General features: G+C 63.6%; 9 protein-coding genes. 2 read left to right on the top strand and 7 right to left on the bottom strand.

Annotation, left to right across the window (positions count from 1 at the left end; translation table 11 throughout):
* The first annotated feature begins 59 nt into the window (after positions 1–59).
* Positions 60–2,414, top strand: coding sequence for a putative bifunctional diguanylate cyclase/phosphodiesterase (locus PBDP_RS17460; RefSeq protein ID WP_109753176.1), 2,355 nt, complete (start codon positions 60–62; stop codon positions 2,412–2,414).
* Positions 2,415–2,448: 34 nt separating this feature from the next.
* Here PBDP_RS17460 and PBDP_RS17455 read toward each other — a convergent pair whose 3' ends face one another.
* From PBDP_RS17455 to PBDP_RS17440, 4 genes are all read right to left on the bottom strand, one after another.
* Complete coding sequence (locus tag PBDP_RS17455; RefSeq protein WP_212801053.1) at positions 2,449–2,886, bottom strand: type 2 periplasmic-binding domain-containing protein; 438 nt, start codon at positions 2,884–2,886, stop codon at positions 2,449–2,451.
* Positions 2,887–2,897: 11 nt separating this feature from the next.
* On the bottom strand, positions 2,898–4,130 hold the full coding sequence (locus PBDP_RS17450) for a porin (protein WP_116832677.1): 1,233 nt from the start codon (positions 4,128–4,130) through the stop codon (positions 2,898–2,900).
* Positions 4,131–4,219: 89 nt separating this feature from the next.
* A complete protein-coding gene (locus PBDP_RS17445; protein ID WP_176687634.1) occupies positions 4,220–6,082 on the bottom strand; it encodes an ATP-binding protein in 1,863 nt (620 codons plus the stop codon).
* A 235-nt stretch (positions 6,083–6,317) separates the two neighbouring features.
* Positions 6,318–8,021 carry an ABC transporter ATP-binding protein/permease gene (locus PBDP_RS17440; protein ID WP_116832675.1) on the bottom strand — a complete coding sequence of 568 codons (1,704 nt, stop codon included), beginning with the start codon at positions 8,019–8,021 and terminating at the stop codon, positions 6,318–6,320.
* 199 nt (positions 8,022–8,220) lie between these two features.
* Between PBDP_RS17440 and fhuF the strand changes: the two genes are divergently transcribed.
* A complete protein-coding gene (gene fhuF, locus PBDP_RS17435) occupies positions 8,221–8,910 on the top strand; it encodes a siderophore-iron reductase FhuF (protein ID WP_212801052.1) in 690 nt (229 codons plus the stop codon).
* Positions 8,911–9,088: 178 nt separating this feature from the next.
* Here the strand turns inward: fhuF and PBDP_RS17430 are convergent, their stop codons facing one another.
* Genes PBDP_RS17430 through PBDP_RS17420 form a run of 3 tightly spaced genes read right to left on the bottom strand, consistent with a single transcriptional unit; the run spans position 9,089 to position 24,778 of the window.
* Positions 9,089–10,738, bottom strand: coding sequence for a cyclic peptide export ABC transporter (locus tag PBDP_RS17430; protein WP_212801051.1), 1,650 nt, complete (start codon positions 10,736–10,738; stop codon positions 9,089–9,091).
* Between the two features lies 1 nt (position 10,739).
* The gene (locus PBDP_RS17425) at positions 10,740–14,576 is read right to left on the bottom strand and encodes a non-ribosomal peptide synthetase (RefSeq protein WP_212801050.1); all 3,837 of its coding nucleotides are present in this window, start codon (positions 14,574–14,576) and stop codon (positions 10,740–10,742) included.
* On the bottom strand, positions 14,573–24,778 hold the full coding sequence (locus tag PBDP_RS17420; protein WP_212801049.1) for a non-ribosomal peptide synthetase: 10,206 nt from the start codon (positions 24,776–24,778) through the stop codon (positions 14,573–14,575). Before PBDP_RS17420 ends, PBDP_RS17425 begins: the two co-directional genes overlap by 4 nt.
* Positions 24,779–24,832 lie beyond the last annotated feature (54 nt).

Below are 24,832 nucleotides of genomic sequence, written 5' to 3'. Positions count from 1 at the left end.
CCGTAACCGCGTCGGATTCCCGCAAGCCGTCAGCAGTGAAGCGATGCAGGGAGCACACCATGCCGGTCCAACGGTCGAATATACTGAGGTCGGCCACTGATATTGCCCATTCTGCAAACTCTGTTTCAGTTACCACGAACAGCCTGTTTCGGCGCGGGTTTGACCAAGCCAAAGAAATTTACATTTTATTTCCGCTGCTGGCGGTTTTCCTGTTGCTGAGCATCTGGGCGGCCACCCTGTACCTGATCAAGGTCGAACAGGTGCGCGCGCAGCAGAGCGCCGCCGCGGCGAGTGTGGAAATCGCGGCCACGTACGAAGCGCAAATTCTGCGGGCCGTGCGTGAAATCGATCAGACCCTCAAGCTCGTCAAATACACCTACGAGTCCGAAGGGGAACAAAACCCGCTGCCCAAACTCAAGGCGCGGGCGTTGTTGCCGCCGCCTTTCCTGTTTGACGTCAGCGTGGTTGATGCTGACGGCATGGTCGTCGCGAGTACGCAGCCGAGCGAGGCTGGAAGCAGGGTCGCTCAGGATGAGCTGCAAACGTTGAGGCGTGACAATGTATTGTCGATCAGTCGCCCCTGGAAAAATCCTGTAACGGGGGAATGGAAGCTGCGCTTCAGTCGGCGGCTCAATTCGGCGGACGGCGCGTTCTCCGGGATCGCGATGGTCGAAGTCGATGCGGCTTATTTCGTCAGTAGCTACGATGCCTCGAAACTCGGCAATCAGGGCACACTCGGGCTCCTCGGAACCGATGGCATCTTCCGGGTATGGCGCACCGGGGAGGTGGTATTGGCCGGTGACGCGGTCGACTACACGGCAGTGGTGCCGGACAATGAAACCACCGAGGCGGTGCTCGCGATCAATGGATGGGACGGCGTACGGCGCTACACCAGTGCCCGCCAACTCTACGATTATCCGCTGGCGATCATTGTCGGGTTATCCGAGGAGGAGCAACTGTCGGCGGTGAATCGACAAGCACACACCTATCTGTGGAGGGCGGCGGGCGCAAGCCTGTTGCTGGTATTGTTGGTGAGTCTGTTGAGCCGGATGAGCTGGCAACTGGTGCAAAGCCGTTTGCGGGCCGCCGAAGCGAAAATAGCCTACGCCGAACGCGTTGAGTATCTTGCTTATCACGACGGCCTGACGTCGCTGCCCAACCGCAGTCTGTTCAGTAAGATGTTGAGTCAGAGTATCAGCGAGGCAAGCCGTTATCATCGGCAACTGGCGGTGCTTTTCCTTGACCTCGACCGTTTCAAGCACATCAATGACACGCTTGGGCATGATGCCGGCGACCAGTTGCTGCAAGAAGTCGCACAGCGAATCACGGCCTGTCTGCGCGCCAGCGATACCGTCGCCCGACTGGGCGGCGACGAATTCGTGATATTGCTGCCAGAGCTGTCCGAGGACAAATACGTGGCGATCACCGCCCAGAAAGTCCTGTCCACCATTGCCCGGCCTTTTAACCTCCAGGACCATGAGTTCCGTGTGACCGCCAGTATCGGTATCAGTGTCTTTCCGCAGGATGGCCTGGATGAGCAGACACTCAAGAAAAATGCCGATATCGCGATGTATCAGGCCAAGCAACAAGGCAAGAACAATTTCCAATTCTATTCCGAGAAGCTGAACGCGGATTCACTGGAACGACTGACACTGGAACTGAGCTTGCGCCATGCCCTGGAGCGCCAGGAGTTCCAGCTGCACTATCAGGCCAAGCGAGATATTCGCAGCGGCCAGATCACCGGCATGGAAGCGCTCTTGCGCTGGGATCACCCCGACCTGGGCATCGTCGCGCCGATGCAGTTCATTCCGATTGCCGAAGAGACCGGTTTAATCGTGCCGATCGGCAAATGGGTACTCAAGACCGCTTGCCTGCAAAACGTTGCCTGGCAACAACAAGGCCTGCCGCATTTGGGGATGGCCGTGAACCTGACTGCGCGCCAGTTCGCCGATGAGAATCTACTCACGGACCTCGCTGCGATACTGGCTGAAACCGGTATGGAGGCCAGTCTGCTGGAGCTCGAAATCGCCGAAAGCCTGCTCATGCAGGATGTCAAAAGAGCGTTGAGTGTGTTGACCGGACTTAAGCACCTGAGGATCCGGATCGCCATTGATGATTTCGGTATCGGCTATTCTTCGCTCTCTGCCCTCAAGCAATTTCCGCTCGACTCCATCAAGATCGATCGCTCATTCATCTGTGATGTCACCAGTGTGTCGGAAGACAAAGCCTTGACCGAGGCCATTATCGCAATGGGTAGAACCCTCAGTTTGACCGTGGTTGCCCAAGGTGTGGAAACCAAGGAACAGGCCGATTTCCTACGGGAAAATGCCTGCGACGAATTTCAGGGTTTTTACTTTAACCGGCCGGTGCCCGCCGATCAGTTCACGATGTTGCTACAAGCACAGCCGGGATAGGCAAGAGGCTCGACAGCTTGAGCCACGATGATGCTCATTGCGCCTCGATCGGCAGTGCCCTGACGCTGCCGTCCACCTCCCGAGTGTCGATATAGCCAATGGTGTCGGGATTCTCGGCAACACGTTTCTTGACTTCTGCGCTGCTTGAAACCGCCTGCGGCGGTTGGCCCCGACCGGTAAAGATGATCTTTGACCAATGGGCCTTGAGCTGGGACGCGGACTTGCCGGTGAACGTTGTGTAGAACTCATCGCGGGTCGGCGAGTCTTCTGTCTGGTCAATGGGAGTCGCCTGTCCACCGCCGGGAAAACGACTGGTCTTGCCCAGAAAAATATCCGCCACCTGATTGCGCGCGAGCGTCTTCACTGGGCTCGACGTAGCGACGACCACCACCACGTCGGCCTTGACGGCAGCGCTGGCGGCGCACAGGGCGAGCCCCGCCACAGCGATTCCGATGCGTCTCACAACCCACATGGCCTGCTCCATCAGAAGACAAAATCAACAGCTAGGCTGATGACGTTGAGCGAGCCCCCCGACGTGAAGTCCGGTTGGGGATTGATCAACGGACCGACCGAGTTGCCCTTGAAGCGTGTGTGATCGAATTGCACTTTGGCGTCCATGTTCTTGGTGAAGTCCCAGCGCACGCCAAGGGATAGGGTCTGCTGCCCTTCGTTCGAGCCCAGGACGGTGTTGAGGGCACCGTTGAGCTCGGCGGCAGTGCCCGCCAGGACCGGTGGCAAGGCCGATAGTGTCAGGCCCGGGCTGGAGACTTCTGTTTCGGTCTTGGAGCGCGCGTAGGTGACATAGGGGGTGAACGCTTCGATGCGGTACCCGCCGCTGATGTACCAGGCGCTGGTCCTGCCCAGGCCGGAGCGGCTGTCGAGACGGCCCCATTCACTCATGACGAACCAGTCGCCCGGATCGTAGCTGGCGCCCACGCCGAAAAAGTCGACGGGGGTGTCATCGGAGTCGTAGCGATCGGCGATGGCGATGCCTTCCGGACCGAACTCCCTGAACGTATCGAAGAGCGAGTTGAACTGCTCCAGGGTCAAGTCGGCTTTCATGTAGGTGATGCGCGCGGTGAGGGCGTCGAGCTCGGTGGTGTTGGTGATCCCCCAGAAATTTCTCGTCAGCGCCTTGCCGGCCCCGTCGGGCTGACGGCTGTCGGTCTGGCCGTAGTGAGCCTGCACGGTGTTGGTGATTTCATCGACACGAAACCGGTAGCTGCCATCGATGCCGTCGCTGCTGGAGATCGGCATCAAGCTGTAGACCTCCATGGGCGCCCGCACCCAGGGCAGGGTGTAGCCCACTTTGCGCGTGTCGGACACCAGGAACGTCGGCAGCACGGTACGGCCAATGCGGGCGTTGAAATCCGGTGTGAACTGGTACTTGATGTTGGCCCACTCGACGAAGGGCCGGTAGCTGTTGTCGTAACGCTGCTCGGAAATGACCTGCACCACGGCCGAAAGCTGCGGGGTGACGGTGGCGGTCAGTTGGGCACCGATCAGGCTGTCGACGTCGGCGCTCCAGTTGCGCGAATGCCCTGCGCCATTGGGCTTGAAGATACTGGAGGTGAAATCGGCTCTTTTCTCGCTGGAATGGACGATCCCCACCGTGCCGAAACTGCTCAGCGAGAACATATCGGCCGCGTCAGCACTGGCGCCGCCGGCGTACAGCGTCACGACTACCAGGGCCATTGCGTTGGGCTTGTTCACCATGGGCTCAAGGTGACCTCGTTGCGTGGATGACCATTAGTCTGTTCCTTGAAACGTTGGCTGAAACTGCGCACTACCACGCAGCGAAGCGTCTAGATCGTCAATTTGAGCGTAAAGGTCGCCCCTGTTCCCGGGCCATCGCTATGGGCCTCCAGCGAACCGCCCATTTCCATGGCTGCCAGGGCGCAGCTGTGCAGACCAAAGCCATGGCCGTCCTTGCGCGTGGTAAAGCCATGGGCAAAGATCCGTGTCAGGTTCTCGGGCGCGATGCCTTCGCCGTTGTCGATGACCTTGATCACCAGGGTGTCTTCTTGGGGGATCTCGCTCTGGAGGATGATTTGAGGGGCAGACTCCGGCCGGTCATCCATGGCCCTGCTGGCGTTCTTTATCAGGTTGATCAGGATCAGCAGCACCCGGTGCTTGTCCAGTTGCAGCAAGGGTGTTTCGGTCAGGTTGCGCACCACGGTGATTCGATGCGCCGCGATGATGCCGGCGTTCATGCGCAGGGCATCCTCGATCAGTTCCTTTATCTGCACGGTTTCGGCAAGGCTGGAGGTGCCTGCATATGATTGCTGGGCGGCGACGATCTCCTTGATGTGATCAACGCTTTTGCTCAGTTGGCCGAGTTCTTCGGTCATGCTCTGTTGTTCGAGCGCCAGCGCGTCCACCAGTTGGTTCAGGTAGCTGGGCAGAAGCTTGCCTTTTTCGTCGTGGGAGATGAAATCCCCAAGGTCCTCGGCATGCTCGTTCATCATTTGTACCGCCTTGCCAAGCCCCAAGGCCTTGCTGGTGCGCAGCTTGCGGGTGACCAGGTCGGCGGAGATATTCACGCTATTGAGTACATTACCTACGTTGTGCAGGACGTTGGTGGCGATTTCGGCCATGCCGGCCTGGCGTGCGGCCGCGGCCAGTTGAGTCTGGGCTTCGGCGGCGCGCAAACGGCTTTGTGCCAGTTGCCAGCTCATCCGGGCGAGCAAGCCCACCAACAGCACCAGTACCAGGCTGCCGCCCGCGGCGCGCCAGAGATAGGTTCGCGCTTGCTGGTTCACCGCGGCCAATTGTTCCTCCTCGGACAACCCCACGATCACCGCCAGCGGCAAGTCATAGAGCTGACGGGCACTGGTGTAGCGCCGCACCCCGTCCCAGCCATTGACCGAGAGCACCGCCTCGGTGTTTTCAGTGTCCGGCACCACGGCGGCGTAGTCGACTGTATCACCGGCCAGTACCGTTTCCCCGGTGCGCCGCACGCGGAAGATGCCGTCGGTGCCCAGGAGTCCGAGCGCACCCTGGTCGCCGAGTTTCGAGGCGTCGTAGCTGCTGACGAAATAGGCGGCATCGACCTCGACCCTGGCGATCCCGGAAAGCCCGCCATCCGCCGCGTTGAGTCGCCGGCTGAAGCGCAAGCGCCATTCTCCGGTGACAGGGCTTTTCCATGGGTGACTGATGGACAGTGAGTCGCTGTGCCGCAGCGTTTGCTGCTCATCCGGGTCAGCGATGTTTTCCCGGTCGTTGACCCGGCTGCTTGCCACGAGCCTGCCATCCGGATTGACCACGCTGACGTCAAACACCAAGGCCGGCGGCAGCAAGGCCCGTTCCTGGAGGCGGCGCAGGGGATTAGGTTCACCCTCGGCTTCGTAGGTGTATTTGACCAGTTTGAGGGTTTGATCGATTTCGTGAATGGCGCGCAACATTTGCGCTTCGTAGGTGGCGCCCATCTCCAGGCTTGCCGTCGCCGCGCTCTGTTGTGCGCGGATATGTTCGACCTTGATCAGATACAGTGTCGCGATCCAGATGGCCAGCAACAGAAGCGCAGCCAGCAACGGGAACAGAATGTAGGCTTCCTTGGCCTGGTCGAAGCCGCGCCGAAACACGCCGGATTCGGTAGCGCCATCGGCCTGCGCGCGATGGACAGTGCCAGGGGCCAACCTCAGTGTCTCAGGCCGCTGGATCGGCATGATGTGCTCCCTGCATTGTTCACTACCGAAGGCTGGTGGGCCCGACACGGTTACGGCTCGAGGGGGTGTTGCTCCTGAGGGCCCGAGCGAAATCTTGGATCTGTCAGCAACTATAGACCACAAACTCTGCATGCCAATGTGCGAAGAGGGTTTCGATTGACTGGGGCACGGAGGATCTTGTGGCGAGGGGATAAATCCCCTCGCCACAAGAGGTTCAGCGTTTGTCCTGGCGGACTCACACTGCTTGCTTGACCCTTCGATGTACCCACTGCGCCTCGTCCCGCAATTCAAGGACTTGCCAATGGAAGTGCTCCAGGGAGGCGCTGTGCCCGACGCTGATCAGGATCGTGTCCGGCAGCGTCTGCTTGAGCAACTGATAGCAGCGCGCTTCGTTTGCCGCATCCAGCGCCGAGCTGCTTTCGTCGAGAAACAGCACTGTGGGACGGGCCAGCAGGGCCCTGACGAACGCACAGCGTTGCTGTTCGCCGACGCTGAGGGTTTGCGCCCAGTCCCGTTCCTCTTCCAACTGTTCGGCCAGGTGTTGCAGGCCGACTTGCTCCATGATCTGGCGCAGCGCGCCATCCTCTTCGCGGCGGGGTGGGTTGGGGTACCAGAGTGCTTCGCGCAGGCTGCCCAACGGCAGGTAGGGTTTCTGCGAAAGTGTCAGGGCCCGCTCACGGTCGTAGCCGCTTGAGCCGCGAGCGTGATGCCAAAGCCCGGTAATCGTGCGGATCAGTGTCGATTTGCCGTAGCCGGACGGCGCACTGATCATCAGGCTGTCACCGGGCTTGAGGGAAAGGTTGAAGCCTTTGAACAATGGCCGACCGTTCGGTAGCCAGATGTCCAGGTCCTTGATGTCGAGGCCGCTGGCCTGCTGTTCGAGCCTGACCTGGGACTTGACCTCGACGTTGTCCAGGCGCTCCTGGAAGCCAACCAGCCGGTCGATCACCGATTTCCATTCCGACAGCTCCGGGAACACGCTCACCAGGTAGGCGATGGCCGCGTGTACTTCGCCAAAGGCCGCGCTTATCTGTGTCAGACGGCCGAGGGGAAAGGCGCCGGCAAAGAACTGTGGCGCCATGATGAACATCGGGATGACCGTCGCGCTGCGCAAGTAGAAGGTCGAGTAGCCCATGATCAGCTTCTGTTTCTTCACCAGCGCCCAGAAGTTCTCCAGCGCTGCCTCCAGGCGTTGGTTGAAGCGTTCGTTCTCCACGACTTCGCCCCGGTATTGCGCCACCGAATCAGCGTTCTCCCGCAGGCGGATGAGCGAGAAACGAAAGTCCGCTTCACGCCGCTGCTGCATGAAATTGAGGCTGGGCAGCGCGCGACCCAGCCAGAAGGCCAGGCCGGTGCCCAGTAGCGCATACAGCAGGGCGATCCACACCAGCAGTCCCGGAATGACCACCGACTGGTCGTTGAACGGCACGCTGACGAGGCTGGAAGCCTGCCAGAGGATATGCAGGAAGGAAAACAGCGACACCACCGACGTCAACAACCCGAGGCTCAACTTGAGCGACTTGACGATAAACAGGTCGATGTCCTCGGCAATCCGTTGGTCGGGGTTGTCGACGTCGGTCTCGGTCAGCTTCAGCTTCTGGTAGCGCTGGCTGCCCAGCCATTGATCGAGCATGTTGCGGGTCGCCCAGCGCCGCCAGCGGATGGTCAGCTTCTGCTGGAAGTGGAACGCGCCCACGGTAAAGGCGGCCATGCCGATCTGCAGGAGGATGAACTGCAGGCTGCCCACGATGAAACCGTGGTAGTCCAGGGCCTGCAAGGCGTTATAGAAATGCAGGTTCCAGAAGTTGGTGAGGATATTGACGCCGACCAGGCACAGGGTCATCGCCACGGTGGCGAACAGCAGCAACAGGGCCGGGTATTTCTCCTCGGATGCCCAGAAAGGCCGCGCGAGACGCCAGAAATTGCGAAGTGTGTGCATGTGGTCTTGGTGAGCCTGGTCGCTAACGACGTTGAGTTTGCAGGGGAGGGAGGATAGGATCAGCCAATGCTAATCGTTTGCATTAATTAGGGAAAGCCACGGGAGCCCCGTTATCGAATTTCCAGAATGGCTTCACCAGGCCTGGCCGCCGATACAGCGGGTCATCCGGCAGGAACCTGGCGATCAGCCTTGCATCGCGTTGAGCCAGCTTGCCGACCCTGCGGTACTGCAACCCTTGCTGACCCGGTTTGCCTTGCGTTACCCGGGGGTGAACCGCGCCGCCGTGGTTTCACAGTGGTCGATGAACTACATGAGCATTGTCCTGCCGGCCACCTTGGCCTGTGTGCTGACGCGTGGTTGCGCGATCGAGTTCTGGGGCGAGGACGCTGTGCTGTTGCACGACGACGGTCAACCTTCGGCGTTGGGCCTGGCCGCCGGGCTGTCGGCCTTGGACGCGGTTGGCCGCGCCGTGTACTGGTCGCGGTTGGTCCATGAGCACCTGGCGCCGCTGTTCGGCACCTTGGCCGCTGCCGGTGGCCTGGCTCCGAAGATACTGTGGGGCAACTTCGTCGCCATCTGGGACGGGGCGTTCGCCAGGATGGACCCCGACCTGTCCAGGGACGGCTTCGCCGAGGCACACCAGTGGCTGGAACCGGTCACGGTCAACAACGGACGCTTGAAGTTGCGCGGCCTGCAACGCATGGTCGAATCACCGGCACCGCAGATTTGCCCATGCCTGCCCTTGCGCCGGCATTGTTGCCTGCATTACCAACTGCACGAACCGGTCGAAGGCCAACCGCCGGTACTTTGCGAATCCTGCCCCAAGCTGCACCGCCTGCCGGTGGCAGAGCAGGTGAGCTATCTGCATTACATCTATGAGGAGGGTTGAGCGCGAGTTCAATCCTTACCCCCCTTGGTTTTTCTGGCACAGCAAGTCCCTGTGGGAGCGAGCCTGCTCGCGATAGCGGCGGGTCAGCTGGCATCAATGCTGAATATGCCGACGCCATTGCGAGCAAGCTCGCCCCCACATTTGGGCTGGGGGTTGCCCTGGAATTGTGGGCGCATTCTCAGGTGGACAGCATTTCAGCCAGGCGCGGCGCATCAGCCTGCGGAGCGACTTCGCTGAGCTTGCCATGTTCGATGCGGATCAGCCGGTCGGCCAGGCCGAAGTAGGCGTCGTCGTGGGAAATCACGATCAGTAATCTGCCGCGCTCGCGCAGGTCCGGCAGGATCCGGGTGTAGAAAAAGTGCTTGAACACCGGGTCCTGGTCGGCGGCCCATTCGTCGAACAGATAGCAGGGGCGATCATCCAGGTACGCACTGAGCAGCGCCAGGCGCTTGCGTTGCCCGGTGGACAACGCCAGCGTCGTCAGTTTGCCTTCCTCGATTTTTACCTTGTGGTCCAACTGCAAGTGCACCAGATAGTCCTGGGCCTGTTTCACCAGGTGCGGGTCATCGCCATCGAACAGGTTCTCGAACAGGCAGAAGTCGGTGAAGATCGCCGAGAAATGCTGCCGGTAATGGTGGTTGTCGTTACTCGAGGACACTTGCTCGTCGAGCATGATGTCGCCGCTTTCCGGCCGGTACAGCCCGGTCAGCAGCAAGGCCAGGGTGGTCTTGCCGCTACCATTGCCACCGGTGATGAACACCACTTCGCCGGCATTGAGGGTCAGGTCGATGGGCCCCAGGGTGAAATGCCCGTCCTCGCGCTCGCGGTAGTAGGTGTGGGTGACCTGGCGGCACACCAGGCTGCGAACCTGGGTCGGCGAGATCGTGTCGATGCTCTCGTCAGCGGTTTGCATCTGGCCTTCCAGGGCGCGGATCTTGTTCAGGGCCACGCTGGCCCGGCCGAGAGTCGGCAAGGCATGCATCAGTTCCGACAGCGGCGTGATCATGTAGAGGATCGCCAGGATATAACCGGTGACCAGGCTTACGCCCAGGTCGATGAAATGCGGCGCGGCGAACAGCACCACGCCGATCAGCAGGTAGAACACCGCGTTACCCCAGTTCAACACCAGGGCGTAGATGCTCATGCCGCGTACGAAGTCGCGACGGTATTGCTGGCTGACCGGTATCAGCAGGCGGGTGAAGAAATGTTGCCGGCGTGGATGGTTGAGTTGCAGTTCCTTGCTGCCATCGGTGAGCAGGCGGTATTGATTGAACAACTGGTCCTTGAGTTCGCGGGCACGGGAGATCGAGGTCAGTGCCCGGCGTTGCGGCCAGTGAAAACTCAGGCTGCCCAGGGCGATCAGCAGCAGCGTCAGGCCCAGCAGTGGCAGGCTGAGCCAGCCCAGGTAGCCGAGGCACGCGGCGATGATCCCGACATTGACCAGCAGGATCGGCACCAATTCCACCGCCTGGCTGATGGTTTGCGTATCGTCGGTGAGCATCGCCAGCAGGCGATGCTTGCCCAGGCGCTGCAATTGCGCGTAGGACGTATCGATCAGCTTGGCGCTCAGGTGCAGGCGCATGTCGTTGACCGCGGCCTGGCCCAGGCGCAGCAGGCTGATGTCGGAGATGATCCGCGACACCGCGACCAACACCACCAGGCCGGCGAAGAGCAGGCCATCCACCGGGCGCAGCTTATCGAACACCTCCAGGCTGTGGTTGATGTTGGCGATCAGGCCGGCCGCCGCGAGCCCGCAGGTCAGCCCCGTCAGGGTCGCCACCAGCAGTGCCCGCCATGAGCGTTTAGCCATGAGTAACAACAGATCCATTTCAAACCGCTCCGTGTATAGCAATGGCCGTGAGGCGCGCCGCCAATTGTTCATGCAAGGCGCGTTGCTCAAGGATGGTGAGGTGTTGCGCCGAGATGACCTCGCGGGTCAATGGCCCACTGCTCAGGCCTTCCCAATGCGGGTCGGCGAAGTCGGCCTGGGCCAGGGTGTCGCTGGCCCACCAGACATGCACCGGGCAACTTAGCCGGGCAGGCTTGAAGGTCGCCAGCAGATGCTGCGTATGTTGCTGGTAGCGCAGCCGCGTTTGCAAATGCTCCCAACTGTCGCCATCGAGTTGCAGGCCTTGTTGCCGGGCCCACTGGACCAGTTCCGGCAGGCGTGCCGCTGGGGGCAGGGCGTCCAGTCGCTCCAGCAACGCAGCCATGATCGGTGCCGGCAACTGGCGCAACACGGCCTGGCTGTCTGGCGTGAGTGCTTGGGAGGCCGATTCCAGCAGTGCTTCGACACTGTCTTGCGGCGCTTGATGCTGGTACTGCGAGTCGATGATACCGAGGAACGCCACTTTCTCGCCCTGGCTTTCCAGGCGCGCGGCCGCGGCAATCGCGAGCAGGCCGCCGAGGGAGAAGCCCAGCAGGTGATAAGGCCCTTGCGGTTGCTGCTGGCGCAGGTGCTCGACATAAAGCGCACCGAGGCTCTCGATATCACCGCCCAGCGTTGTGCTGTCGTCGGTCAGGTAGGCGGCCTGCAAGCCCCACAGGTGCCAATCCGAAAGCGGCGCCAGCAGCGTGCGGTAGTCCTGCACGTGGCCGGTGGAGGGGTGGAAGCAGAACAGGTTGGCGGCTTCGACAGCGTTGGGCGCCGACAACCGCACCAGCGGCGAAAGCTTGAGCTCGGCCTGCACCAGCGCCGCAAACGCCGAGACGCTCGGGGCGTTGAACACGGCGTTGACCGTTACCGGGGCCGACAGTGCGGCCTGCAAGCGACTGGCAAGCGTCACTGCCGCCAGGGAGTGCCCGCCCAGTTCGAAGAAATCATCGTCGATGCCCACCCGCTCCAGGCCCAGCACCTGTGCCCAGACCTCGGCGAGCAACGCTTCCAGCGGTGTGCGTGGCAGGGCACTGCCGACCGTGTCGAGGACTTTGTCGGCCCATTGCTGCAAGGTCTTGCGGTCGAGTTTGCCATTGCCCATCAGTGGCAAGGCTTCGACGATCCGCAGGGTGGGCAGCATGTAGTCCGGCAAGCAATCCTGGGCCTGGCCGTGCAGCCTGGCGACCGTGGTCGAGTGTCCGGGTGCCAGGGTCATGAAGGCGAACAGTTGCTGGCCGAGTTCGCCTCGGGGAATGCATTCCACGGCCGCCTGGGCGACACCGGGAAGAGCGGTCAGCTGTGCCTGGATCTCATCGAGCTCTACACGGAACCCACGGATTTTCACCTGGCGGTCGGCGCGCCCAGTGATTTCCAGGCTGCCGTCATGACGATAGCGGGCCATGTCGCCAGTGCGATAGAGGCGTTCGCCAGGCAGTTGCGCCAGCTCGATGAAACGCCCGGCGTTTTGTTGCGCGTCCAGGTAACCGCGAGCCAGTTGTGGGCCGGCGATATACAGCTCGGCGCTTTGCCCGGGGGCGGCCAGAGCTTGCTGCTCGTCGAGCAGGTACAGGCGCATGCCGTCGAGGCGATCGCTCAGGGGCAGGCGGCGATAATCCATGGCCGGCTCAGCTTTGTGCATCACCACGCCAACGGTGGTTTCGGTCGGGCCGTAATGGTTGAAGACCGCCAGTGCCGGCGCGAGGCTGCGAATGCTTTGCAGCAGGCGCCGCGAGCAGCTTTCGCCGCCGAGGATCAATTGCTTGCGCGGCAGCACCGCAGCGCTTTGGGCATGAATCAACCAGGCGTCGAGCAACGACGGCACGATTTTCAAGTGATCGATCGGGTACTGCGCCTGCCAGGCTGCCCAGGCCTGGGCGTCCATGGCCGTTTCCTTGTCCAGCAGGTGCAATTCGCCGCCGCTGAGCAGTGCCGGGAACAGCAACGTGTAGCCCAGGTCGGCCGCCAGCGAAGTGACCACCGCACTGCGTTCGCCGGCGGCCAGCGCCAGGCGCCGGGACACGCTGGTGACATAACTGGCGAGCTGGCGATGCTCGACGATGACGCCTTTGGGCGTGCCGGTGCTGCCGGAGGTGAACAGCACGTAGGCCGCGTCCTGGGCTTGGATCTCGACGTCGATTGCCGTGGCAGGTGCTTGCTGCCAGGTCGCCTCATCCCGCAGGTCGAGGCTGCCGATGTCGGGCAACGCCGGGGCACTGCCGGCCGAACCGCTGAGGACGAAGGCGGGCTGTGCCTGTTGCAGGATGGCCAGGGTGCGTTGCGCCGGCTGATGCACGTCCAGGGGGACGAACGCCGCGCCGCTCTTGAGCACGGCGAGCATGGCCAGGACCATCTGTGCCGAGCGATCCAGGTACAACGCCACGCGATCTTCACGACCCACACCCTGGGCGCGCAGGTAATGCGCCAGTTGGTTGCTGCGCGCCTGTAACTGGGCGTAACTCAGTTGCCCGTTGTGGTCGCGCAGGGCCAAGTGTTCGGGGAATTGCGCGGCACACGCGTCGAAGCTCGCCGGCACACTGGCAAACGCCAGCGCCGCAGCGTCGAGTGGCGCCTGCAGGGCGGCCAGCGTTGCGGTGAAGCTCGGCGCCTGCACTGACAGCTCGGCCAGGGGCTTGCCGGGGTTGGCGAGGGCATCGAGCAGCAGCGACTGGAACTGCTCCAGCAGGACCCGGGCGGCTTGCTCGCTGTAGCGGCCCGGTAGGTGGCAAAGGTTCAGGCGATAGTCGCCAGCGATGGTTTCGGCTACCAGCAGCAGCTCCATGCCCGCTGGGATGGCTTGGGCGTCCAGCACCGTGAGTGTCGATGCCAGGCTGCCCAAGGTGTCGAGCCGATCGGGCAGATGCCCGGCCCACTGGAAACCGTACTGCGCGGCGTCGGCTGGCGGTGTCGTGCTGACAGCGCAGTATTCCTGCCATTCCGTGGCTTGCTCACAGAGTACCTGCAGGTTTGCCAGGGCCTGGGCAAACGCGCTGTCCGCCGCCGGTTGCCAGCGCAGGGGCAGGGGCTTGGCGAACAATCCCCAGCAGTCGGCGAGCTCTTCGTAGTCGTCGCGGCAATCGTGGACCCAGTTCAAGGTCAGGGCCGGGCTGTCGCCGCTGCTCAGGCGCTGCAACAGCACGCCCCAGGCCGCCATCAGCACCTGCTCGGGCGTTGCGTCGTGACGCTGGCAAAAGCTGTCCAGGGCTGTGCTCAACTGCGGATTGGCGCTCAGGCGCGTGGTCACCGGGGCGTCGGGACAGTCGCTGCGTACCTGGCGGTAGAGCAGTTCGCTGGCAGCCGGCTCATCGAGGGCCTGGCTGGCCCAGAAGCGCCGGCCAGGCTCGGCGTCTTCATCGGCCTGCAATTCGTAGAGCCAGGCGCTGTACTGGGTATAGGTCATGGCCTCGTCATCCAGCGATGGCGCATCCGTCGAGGCCAATGCCTGTGCCAGGCGCAGCAAGGTCCCGCGATCCGCGCTCAGTGCCGGCAGTTGCAGCGTCACCCGGTGCCGATCATCGCTGATCGATTGCACCTCGACGCCGATGGCGTCCGCTGCCGTGACGGTGGATTCAACCACCTGCAACGGCATCAGCAAGCCCGGCTCGGGCCGCACCCGCAGGCGCAGGGCCTCGTGGCATGCGCTCAGGGCTACGAGTCGCTGGTGCAGGCGTTCCAGGGCCAACGGGCCTTTGATTTCCAGTTCCAGGCGCACCGCTGGCAACCCCGCCAACCACTGGCTGCGTTGTTGCGGTGAGAGGGCGAAGGCTTCTTCACGTTTTTCAAAAGCGCTCATGCCTGCACCTCCACAACCGGCGACGGCTGTACTTCAGGCAGCAGCCCGGTCAATTGCTCACGACGCATCATCTGGCCCATGGCGACACAGATCTTGCGCTCGCCCTCGAAGGGGTCCCGGGCGTGAGCCACCAGCATATTGTCCAGCATCACCATGTCACCCTTTTGCCAACTGAAACGTACCGCGCAGTCCTCATAGGCCTCGCCGATCACCTGCATCACCGCGTCCTCGATCACGCTGCCGTCGCCGTAGTAGACGTTGCGTGGCAGGTGTCCGGGGCCGAACAGGCTGATCAGGTTGCTGCGCACCTCCGGTTCCAGGCAGGCAGTGTGGTGCAGTTGCACCTGGTTGAAGAACGACAGTTCCCCAGTCTCGGGATGCGCGACGATGGCCGGGCAGTGCTGGGCGATCCGCAGGTTGTCGGCCCCCAGCCATTCCCAACGCATACCCGACGCCAGGCATTGGCGTTCGACTTCCTCGCGCTGTTCGGTCTTGAAGAAGTCCTGCCAGCGCACATCCAGCTTGTCGGTGAAGTGCCGCACGTAGAGCAGCCCTTGGGTCTTGAGACGGGCGACGATGTCTTCCGGCAAACGTGCCAACACTTGCCGGCAATCGACGATGGGCGTGCAGCCGCCGCGGGGTGCCGGCGTTTCGCAGTAGAACCACTGCTTGCGCGGCCACTGCGGCAGATGGGAGCTCTCGTTGTGGAAGAGAATCATGTGCTGTTCCGGGTACGGCGTGGAGTGGTAGATGTTCTTGCCGGAGGTGTTTTTCGGCAGGTCGCCGTAGGTCCCGTAGAGGTCGGGCTCGATGGCCTGGGCGAACTGCTCGAAGGCGGCGGCATCCGGCAGGTTGAAACCTCGGAACAGCAGGCCGCCGTGGGTCAGCAGCTGTGCGTTGATCCATTCCCGGGCTTGCAGCGCCCAGTGCACCGGGTCCAGGTCGCCGAGCATCGGCTCGATCACCAACGGCAAGGCTTGCCCGGCATCGAGGGTGCGGGTCCGGACTTGCTCGTGGGCCACCTGGCTCACGGCGGTTGCACGGGTCTGCTTGAGCTTGCTCAGTTTCGACTGCTTGCGTGCGCTGCGAGCCGTAGCCTCGTCCAGCGCCGAATCAGGCTGGGATGGCGCGCTGGTGTTGCTGCCCTCCAGGCGCCACGACCATTGGTCCAGCGCCTGCGCCGGGGCCGCGACGATCTGCTCCAGCAGGTGCTCGAAGCCTTGTTCGAGACGCTGAATGGTCTGTTCCTGCAACACGCTGGTGCGATACACCCAGCGCACGCTCAGGCCTTGTTCTTCGTCCTCCTCGACGAACACGGCGAGGTCGAACTTGCTGCTTTCCTGGCGCGATACCAGATGTTCCACCTCAAGGTCCGGCAGGCTGGCATTGCCGCTAGGCGTGTTCTGCATGACGAACAGCACCTGCACCAGCGGGTTGACCCCCGGTGTACGCGGCGGCTGCAATTCCTCCACCAGTTTGTCGAACGGTACTTGCTGATGCTGGAATGCCGACAGGCAATCCTCGCGCAAGCGTTGCAGGCGGGCATCGAAGGTTTCGCCCTCGCTCAGGCGAGCACGGATCGGCAGCACGTTGACGAAGAACCCGATGAGGTGTTCCAGGGCTGGGTGTTCGCGGTTGGCCAGGTCGGTTCCGACGATAAAGTCGTTGGCCCCGGTGGCCCGCTGCAACAGGCTGTTGAAGGCATTGAGCAGGACCATGAACAGCGTCGCCCGTTGCTCTTGCGCATAGGCCTTGAGCACTTGCGTCTGGGCCGCGGTGAAGCGTTGTTCAAGGGCCGCGCCCTGGTAGTCGGGGCGCGCCGGTCGTGGCAGGTCAAGTGGCAGCGGGATCAAGGTGGGCGCGCCGTCGAGCTGGCGACGCCAGTAGTCGATGGCTCGTGCCAGCAGGCGCTGTTGCGCTTCGCTGCGTTGCCAGTAGGCGTAGTCGGCGAACTGGATCGGCAACGTCGGCAGCACCGGTGTCGAGCCGCTGGTGCGGGCCTGGTACCCGACGATCAGCTCTTGCATCAGGATGCCCATGGACCAGGCATCGGTGGCGATGTGATGCAGCACCAGTTGCAGCACATGATCATCGCTGCCCAGGCGCAGCAGGTTGGCGCGCAACATCGGCGCCTGTTGCAGATCGAACGGGCGTGCGGCTTGTTCATTGATCAAGCGTTGCAGGGTTTGTCCCTGTTCCGCGCTGTCGAGGTGGCTCAGCTCGGTCGGCGTCAAGTCAACCAGCTGTGCCGGGCTGATGACCTGGCACGGTTGGTCGCCGTGGAGGTGGAACGCGGTGCGCAAGGATTCATGGCGTTCGAAGACCGCCTGCAAGGCCCCTTGCAGCGCCGCGATGTCCAGCGCGCCGCGCAGCCTGACGGTGGTGGTCATGTTGTAGGCGGCGCTCGGGCCTTCGAAGCGATCCAGGAACCACAACCGTTGTTGGCTGTAGGACAGCGGCAACGGTTGGTCGCGCGGCGCCAGGGCCATCTCGGTGTCGCCGTCGGCCTCGGTCCGGGCATCGCGCTGCTGATCCACTGCCTCGGCCAGTTGTTCGAGGGTGCCACGCTCGAACAACGTGCGCAGCGGCAGGTTCACGTTCAACCGTCGACGGATCCGCGACAACACCTGGGTAGCCAGCAGCGAATGACCGCCGATGGCGAAGAAGTCGTCGTGCACACCGACCTCGTCCAGGCCAAGGATTTCCTGCCAGAGTTCGGCGAGCACTTTCTCGGTTGGCGTGCGCGGTGCCATGCCTTGCGCCTGTGCCGTCTCGTCCAGGGGTACACCCAGGGCGGCGAGGGCGCGACGGTCGACCTTGCCATTGGCGTTCAGTGGCAATTGCGCCAGGGCCAGCCAGCGGGCCGGGACCATGTAGCTTGCCAGTTGCTGGCCCAGGTAAGCGCTCAAGACCTGTTGGGCCGACTCGTTGCCCAGGTCGGCCGCTTCGTCGAGCACATACCAGGCCACCAGTTGCAACGCACCGCGGGCGTCGGGCAGCGCCAGTACCGCCGCGCTGTCCACCGCCGGGTGTTGCATCAGGCGGTTTTCGATTTCGCCCAGCTCGATGCGGTGACCGCGGATCTTCACTTGCTGGTCGCGACGGCCGAGGTATTCGATCACGCCATCGGCACGCATGCGGCCGATATCACCGCTGCGATACAGGCGCGCATCGGCCTGGAACGGGTGCGGGACAAAGGCTTCGCGGGTGCGTTGCGGGTCGCGCAGGTAGCCGCGACCGACGCCGACACCGCCGATGCACAATTCGCCGGGTACACCGATGGGAACCAGGCGCAGTTCTGAGTCGAGAACGAACACCTGGTTATTGGCGGTCGGCTTGCCGATGGGCATGTGCAGGCAGTCGTCGCCCGGGGCTTGGGTAATGGGGTAGAAGGCAACGTCGTCCGAGCATTCGGCCGGACCGTAGGCGTTCATTAACGCGATGGCCGGGAAGCGGGCGAACCAGTCCCGGGTCAGGGCCGGCGGCAACGCCTCCCCGGTGGGCAGCAGCCAGCGCAGGCTCGCCAGGGTGTGATGGGGCTGGCTTTCCTGGAGCATGCCGCGAATCAGTGCCGGCACGGTTTCCAGCAGCGTCAGCCGCTGCTCCTCGACCGCATCGAGCAGGGCCACCGGGTCGTGGGCCTGGGCATCGGGAAGAATGTGCACGGTGGCGCCGAACAGCGGCGCGGCGAGGAACTGCCAGACGCTGATATCGAACGCCGGCGAAGCCGTCTGGGCAATGCGGTCGTGCTCACCCAGGCCCAGGCTCGGGACCTTGCCGAACATGTTGTTGAGCATCCCTCGCTGTTCGACCATGACGCCTTTTGGCGTGCCGGTGGAACCCGAGGTGAAGATCACATAGGCCAGTTGATCAGGGTTGTGGACGTAGCTGACTGGCGGCTGTTCACGGCCTTGCCAGAGCGCCTGGGCGATCAGGCAGGTGGGTTGCTTGTGCAGCTGCGGCAGGACGTTGTCCAGCGTCGACGTCGCGTGCTCGCACACCAGCAACAGCGGCGCTTCACCGAGGTCCAGCAACTCCGCCAGGCGTGCGTGGGGCTGTTGGATGTCCAGGGCCTGGAACGCGGCGCCGACCTTGAGCGTGGCGATCATCATCGTCAGCAAGGCCAGGCCCCGCTCGGCGAACAGCGCCACCAGGGTTTCCGGGCCGGCACCGGCGGCTTGCAACGTGTGGGCGATGGCGTTGGCGCGGCGGTCCAGTTCGGCGTAAGTCAGCGATTGTCCCTGGCATACGACGGCCAGGTGTTGCGGGCGGCTGCGCACTTGCTCGGCGAACAGCGCCGCATAACCGCGTTCCAGCGGGAAATCGACGGCGCTGCGGTTGCAGTCGATCTGCAACTGCCGACGTTCCGCCTCGGGCAGCATGTGCAGGCTGCCCAGGGGCGCCTGGGGCGTTTCCAGCATGCCCGAAAGCAGCTGCACCAAATGCCCGAGCATGCGCTGCACGGTATCAGTGCTGAAGCGCTGGCTGTCGTAGGACAGGCGAATGCCCAGGCGGTCGCCGGGGTACAACACCACCGTCATCGGGAAGTTGGTGTGCACCCGGTCTTCGTAGATGTCGATGCTGAAGGCATCCAGTTGCACGCTGCTGATGTCCAGCGGCGCGTTCTCGAACACCACCAGGCTGTCGAACAGCTGCTGGCCGCGCGGCACCTGGCTGCAACGCTGGATGTCCACCAGCGAGGCACTTTCGTGTTCGCGCAGCTGTGCGTTGTGGGACAGCAGCGCCTGCAGCCAATCGGCCACTGGCGCTTCGGGGTCGACATCGATGCGCAGGGGCAAGCTGTTGATGAACAGGCCGACCATTTCCTCTACACCGGCGAGGTCCGTCGGGCGGCCGGCGACGGTCACGCCGAACAGCACATCGCGATTGCCGCTGTAGCGCGACAGCAAAAGCGCCCAGGCACCCTGGATCCACGTGTTGGGGGTCAGTTGGTATTGCTGGCAGAGCTGCTGCAGACGCTGGGTCTGGGCGATGCTCAGGGTCTGGTCGAAGTCGCCGACCTGTTCCGGTGCCTGCTCTGGACGGGCCACGGGGCTGTCCACATGCAACGGCGTCGGCTCGCTGAAACCGGCCATCTCGGCCTGCCAGAACGCGTGTGCGGCGGCCATGTCATGGCGTTCCAGCCAGCTCATGTAGCCGCGGAACGAGCGCAGGCGCGGACGGGCCACCGGCTCCTGGCGCACGATGGCCTGGTAGATCGCCAGCAGATCTTCCATCAGCAGGCCGAAGCACCAGGCGTCAGTCAGGATGTGATGGAAGCTGCGCACCACGGCGAAGCGTCGCTCATCGAGTTGGAACACCCGCAGGTGGGTCAATGGCGCGCAGGCCATGTCAAAACCTTGCAGGCGCTGTGCTTCGAGGGCCTGGTCCATCGCCAGGCGCTGCTGCGCTTCGTCGAGATGGCGCAGGTCCTGCCAGTCGAACGCTTGGTGGGTCTGGCGATACACGCATTGCAGCGGCTCGTGGTCGTCCTGCCACCAGAACGCGGTGCGCATCATTGGATGGCGCTGGAGGAACAGCTGCCATGCGGCTTCCATCGCCGGGCGTTGCAAGACCCCGTCCCAGCTGTAGCGTTGTTGCATCAGGTAGATGCCGCTGTGGGGTTGCAGCAGGGTGTGCAGGAGCATGCCCTGTTGCATCGACGACAACGGGTAAACGTCTTCGATGTTCAACCAGTCCAGCGGTTCGGCCGCCAGGGTCGCCGCTTGCTTGTGGCACAGCGGGAACGCTTGGCTGGCAGGCCGCAGGTCGGTTGCGCTAGCGAGCCCGGCGAGGTCGTTCAGGCGTTGGGCCAGGCGCGGTGCCCAGTCGGCGGCGAGGGCGCCCTGGCTGCGCAGGTACAGGCAATCGTCCTGCCACCAGGCGTCCAGGGTCAGTGGGCATGTCGACGTCGGCGATGGGCTTGCGGCCTCGACCTGGGCCAGGATGCCGCGTTCTTCGCGGTGGCTGTCGAGGTTGCCCAGCCAACGAATGGCGACCGCTGCCGCCGGCAGCTCGCGCAGCGGTTCTTGCAGGTAGGTATTGTCCGACAGGTAGCGCAGGGCACCGTAGTCGACGCCGTGCTGCGGATAGGCGCGCATCTGCGTGGCCAGTGCCTGCAAGCGTTGCAGCAGGCTGTCGCCTGCGGGCTGGAGGAAGTACGGCACCGCCAATTCCAGAGGCCCCACGATGCGCGCCGGGTCGAGGTCGGCGACGGCAATCGGCGCAGTGACCGGCAAGCGTTCGGCGTTCGGACGGGCGCCGTGCACGCTCAGCGCGACCAGGCCATCGCCGCACAGCTCACGGCATTGTTCGGCCACGGCAGCGGCCAACAGGCTGTGCCAGTCCAGTTGCAGCACTTCGCCCAGGCGCTTGAGCTCGCCCGAGGTGGTGGCCGGCAGGGCCTGCTCGATCATGCTGGCCGGCTGTTGGCCGGCAGGCAGTTGCAGCGGTTCCAGGCCAGCGTATTGCAGCCAGTGCTCCCAGGCGTCATCCAGGGCGTCGCCCTGGGCATGGGCCTGCTGGTGCCGCGTCCATTGGGTGAAATCGCCACCGGTGTAGGACAGGCGCACCGGGCGTTGATAGCGCAACTGCGCCAGGGCCAGGTTGAGGTCCGTCAGCAGCAGCGACCAGGACGCTTCGTCCAGGCACAGCGGATGAGCGGCCAGCAGCAGGGAATACTTGCCGTCCACTTCCAGCAGGCTGGCGTGCAGGGTTTGGCCGGCATCCAAGTCCAGGCCATCGACACCGGCCTGGGCCAGGGCTTGCAGTTGCGCCGGGGCGCAGGTTGCAAGTTTTTCGATGGTGATGACCGGGGCCTGGGCCGCGACCAGTACCCGTTGCTGCCACTCGCCCTCCGGCAGGGCCTTGAGCGCCAGGCGCAGGGCCTGGTGGTGTTGCTGCAAGGCAACGATGGCCTGGGTCAGCAGCTCGCTGTCGATGGCCTGGGTCAGCGCCACGCAACGCCAAGTCGCGTGCAGCGGTCCTTGTTGCAGGCGCGCCAGTTGCCCGGCGGCCAGCGGCAGGTCATAGCCATCGGCAATGGCTTGCGCGACGCCTTGGTTGGCATCGGCGCCCAGCACCCGGGCGATGTCGGCAATGGTGCGGTTCTCGAAGAGCTGGCGCGGGGTGAGTTTCAGCCCCTGCTGGTTGGCGCGGGCGATGATCTGCAAGTTGATGATCGAGTCGCCGCCCAGGGCGAAGAAGTTGTCATGCACGCCGACACGTTCAAGCTTCAGGACCTCCTGCCAGATGACCGCCAGTTGCGCTTCGACCTCATTGCGTGGGGCCACGTGGGTGGCGCTGTCGTCCGTGGGTTTTTGCGGCAGCGGCAAGCGCTGTACATCGACCTTGCCGTTGCGGGTCAGGGGCAGTTCGTCGAGGGTGATGAAGTGCGCCGGCACCATGTAGTCCGGCACTCGCGCAGCGAGGTCGTTACGCAGTTTCGTGGCGGACAGTGATTGGCTGGCGACCAGGTAGGCCACCAGGCGCAGGCTGCCGTCCAGTTCCACGGCACGGACCAGCGCCTGTTCGATCAGTGGCGACAGGCGCTTGAGCTGCGCCTCGACTTCGCCCAGCTCCAGGCGGTTGCCACGGATCTTGACCTGGCTGTCGACCCGGCCGAGGAATGCCAATTGACCGTCCACTTGCCAGCGCACGCGGTCGCCGGTGCGGTACCAGCGTTGCTGATCGGCGTCGAGGTGGAAGCGTTCGGCGGTCAGGTCCGGGCGGTGCAGGTAACCTCGGGCCAGGGCGCCATTGATCAGCAGCTCACCGGATACACCGGTGGGTACCAGGCGACCCTTGGCATCCACCACTTGCAGTTGGCGGTTGGGCAGCGGGCGGCCGAGGGCAATACTGCGCAGGCCGGCGGGCAGCTCGGTGGCAATCGCCCCGACCGTCGCTTCGCTCGGCCCATAGTGGTTGAACACCCGCAGCCCGGGGGCCAGGCGGTTGACCTGCTCCAACAGCGCCGGGCTGAGGGCGTCGCCACCGAAGACCAGCAGGGCGCGAGGCAGCAGGCGGGCATCGGGCAGCGCCTGCAACAGGCCGGCCAGGTGGCTTGGGGTGATCTTCAGCACATCCACTGGGTGTTGGTCGAAGAGTTCGGCCAGTGCCAGGGGACTGAAACCGCTGTCTTCATCCACCAGCAACAGGCTGGCGCCGCTGCACAGGGCGCCGAACAGTTGGGTGTGGCCCAGGTCGGCGGCGATGCTGGACAGCAAGCCGTAGCGGGCCGCCAGCGGTGGGTTGAGCACCGCGTGCACCGCCGTCAGGTAATCGACGATGGACTGGTGCTCGACCACTACACCCTTGGGAGTGCCGGTGGAGCCCGAGGTGTAGATCACATAGGCGGCGTCAGTCGGGCTGTGGGCCACGGCCGGTGGCGTGTCTGGCTGGGAGGCGATGGCGTCGGCCTGTTCCGCCAGCCACAGCGTCGGCGTGTGCTCGGCCAGGCCTTTGAGCAGGGGCGAGGCGGCGGCGCCGATCAGCAGTGCGGCGCGGCTGTCCACCAGCACGTCGGCCAGGCGTCCGGCGGGTTGCTTGAGGTCCAGCGGCAGATAGGCGGCGCCGGCCTTGAGGGTGGCCAGCAGGGCAACCACGAACTCGGCGCTGCGTTCCAGGGCCAGGGCCACGACGCTGTCGTGGCCGATGCCCTGGGCGCGCAAATACTGGCTGAGGCGGTTGGCCTGCTGGTCCAGTTCCCGGTAGGTCAGGGCGACCTGGCGGTCCTGGACTGCCAATTGTTCCGGGTGGGCGGCCACCTGTTGTTCGAAGCGTTGGTGCAGGCAGGCAGCGGGCACCGGCAGTTGCACGCCGCGACCCTGCACGAGCAGTTGTTGGCGTTCTTCAGGGCTCAGCCACTCCAGCTCGCTGACCCGGCACTGCGCTTGTGCCGTCATGGCCAACAGGATGGCGCGCAATTGTGCCGACAGCACCGCGACCTCGGCATCGCTGAAGCGACTGCGGTCGTAGCTGATCAGGTAGTGCAGTTGTTTGTCCGGCACCACGATCAGCGACAGCGGGAAGTGGTTGCGGCCTTGGGTGTGGGTAATGCCGTCGACCTGCTGGTCGTTGCTCGGGGCACTGAAGCTCAAGCCACCGGTGTCCTGGTTGAGCGCATCGGTGACCGGGAAGTTCTCGAACACCAGGATCGAGTCGAACAGCGCCTGTTCCGCGGCGATGCGGGTCATTGACTTGAGCTTGCCCAGCGGCAGGTAGGCGTGGTGGCGCACATCGCTGTTGGCTTGCTGCAAGCGTTGCAGCCAGTCCACCAGCGTCGGTTCGTCAGCCCATTGCACGCGCAGCGGCAAGGTGTTGATGAACAGGCCGACGGTGCTGTCCACCGCCGCCAGGTTCTCCGGACGGCCGGCGACGGTGACGCCATAGACCACGTCGTCACGCCCGGCATGTTGGCCCAGCAGCAGTGCCCAGGCGCCCTGGATCAGCGTGTTGAGGGTCAGGTCATGCTGGCGGGCGAAGTGCGCCAGTTGCTCGGTTTCGCTGGCGGCCAGCAGGCTTTCCCGTTCGGCGAACGGTGCCCCTGCCGGGGCTGGCTGGCGTACGGCGAAGGTGGGCAGCGGGGTCGGCTCGCTCACGTCCTGCAACTGCTCGCGCCAGAAGCCTTCGGTGGCGGCCATGTCCTGTTCCGCCAGCCAGGCGATGTAGTCCCGGTAAGGACGGGTCGGTGCCAGGTTGGCAGGGCGGCCATGGGCTTGTTCGTAGTACAGCGCCAGCCACTCCTGGACGGCGATGCCGACGCTCCAGCCGTCCATGAGAATGTGATGGAAGGTCCAGATCAGGTGCCAGCGCTCGGGGGCCAGGCGTACCAGGCACACGCGCATCAGCGGCGAGTCATTGAGCTCCAGGGGTTGCGCCCGTTGCTCCAGTGCCAACTGTTCCAGCGCGGCCTGGGGCTCGGTGCGGTCCTGCCAGTCCAGTTCGGTCAGGGGCAATGGCACTTCCTGTTGCACCACCTGATAGGCATCGTCCAGTTCTTCCCAGAGAAAAGCACTGCGCAGCACCGCATGGCGCTGCATCAACGCCTGCCAGGCGCCGCGAAACGCGCTCAGTTGCAGCGGGCCGTTCATGTCCAGGCTCAATTGCTGGTAATAGACCCGCGAATCCGGTTCATAGACGCTGTGGAACAACAGGCCGTGCTGGGTCGGCGAAAGGGAGTAGATGTCTTCGATGTTGTTCATGCTTGCTTGGTCCATTTCAAAGTCTTGAAAACTCAAGTGAGTCGATCAAGGCGC

The sequence above is a fragment of the Pseudomonas sp. St290 genome (assembly GCF_018325805.1).
Lineage (GTDB): Bacteria > Pseudomonadota > Gammaproteobacteria > Pseudomonadales > Pseudomonadaceae > Aquipseudomonas > Aquipseudomonas bijieensis.
Note: the sequence above shows the minus strand (reverse complement) of the source record. Positions and strands in the feature narration are given on the sequence as shown.

Excerpts from the sequence above, each read along its gene's own strand:
- PBDP_RS17460 (WP_109753176.1), top strand. The coding sequence starts at position 60 with ATGCCGGTCCAACGGTCGAATATACTGAGGTCGGCCACTGATATTGCC.
- PBDP_RS17455 (WP_212801053.1), bottom strand. The coding sequence starts at position 2,886 with ATGTGGGTTGTGAGACGCATCGGAATCGCTGTGGCGGGGCTCGCCCTG.
- PBDP_RS17450 (WP_116832677.1), bottom strand. The coding sequence starts at position 4,130 with ATGGTGAACAAGCCCAACGCAATGGCCCTGGTAGTCGTGACGCTGTAC.
- PBDP_RS17445 (WP_176687634.1), bottom strand. The coding sequence starts at position 6,082 with ATGCCGATCCAGCGGCCTGAGACACTGAGGTTGGCCCCTGGCACTGTC.
- PBDP_RS17440 (WP_116832675.1), bottom strand. The coding sequence starts at position 8,021 with ATGCACACACTTCGCAATTTCTGGCGTCTCGCGCGGCCTTTCTGGGCA.
- PBDP_RS17430 (WP_212801051.1), bottom strand. The coding sequence starts at position 10,738 with ATGGATCTGTTGTTACTCATGGCTAAACGCTCATGGCGGGCACTGCTG.
- PBDP_RS17425 (WP_212801050.1), bottom strand. The coding sequence starts at position 14,576 with ATGAGCGCTTTTGAAAAACGTGAAGAAGCCTTCGCCCTCTCACCGCAA.
- PBDP_RS17420 (WP_212801049.1), bottom strand. The coding sequence starts at position 24,778 with ATGAACAACATCGAAGACATCTACTCCCTTTCGCCGACCCAGCACGGC.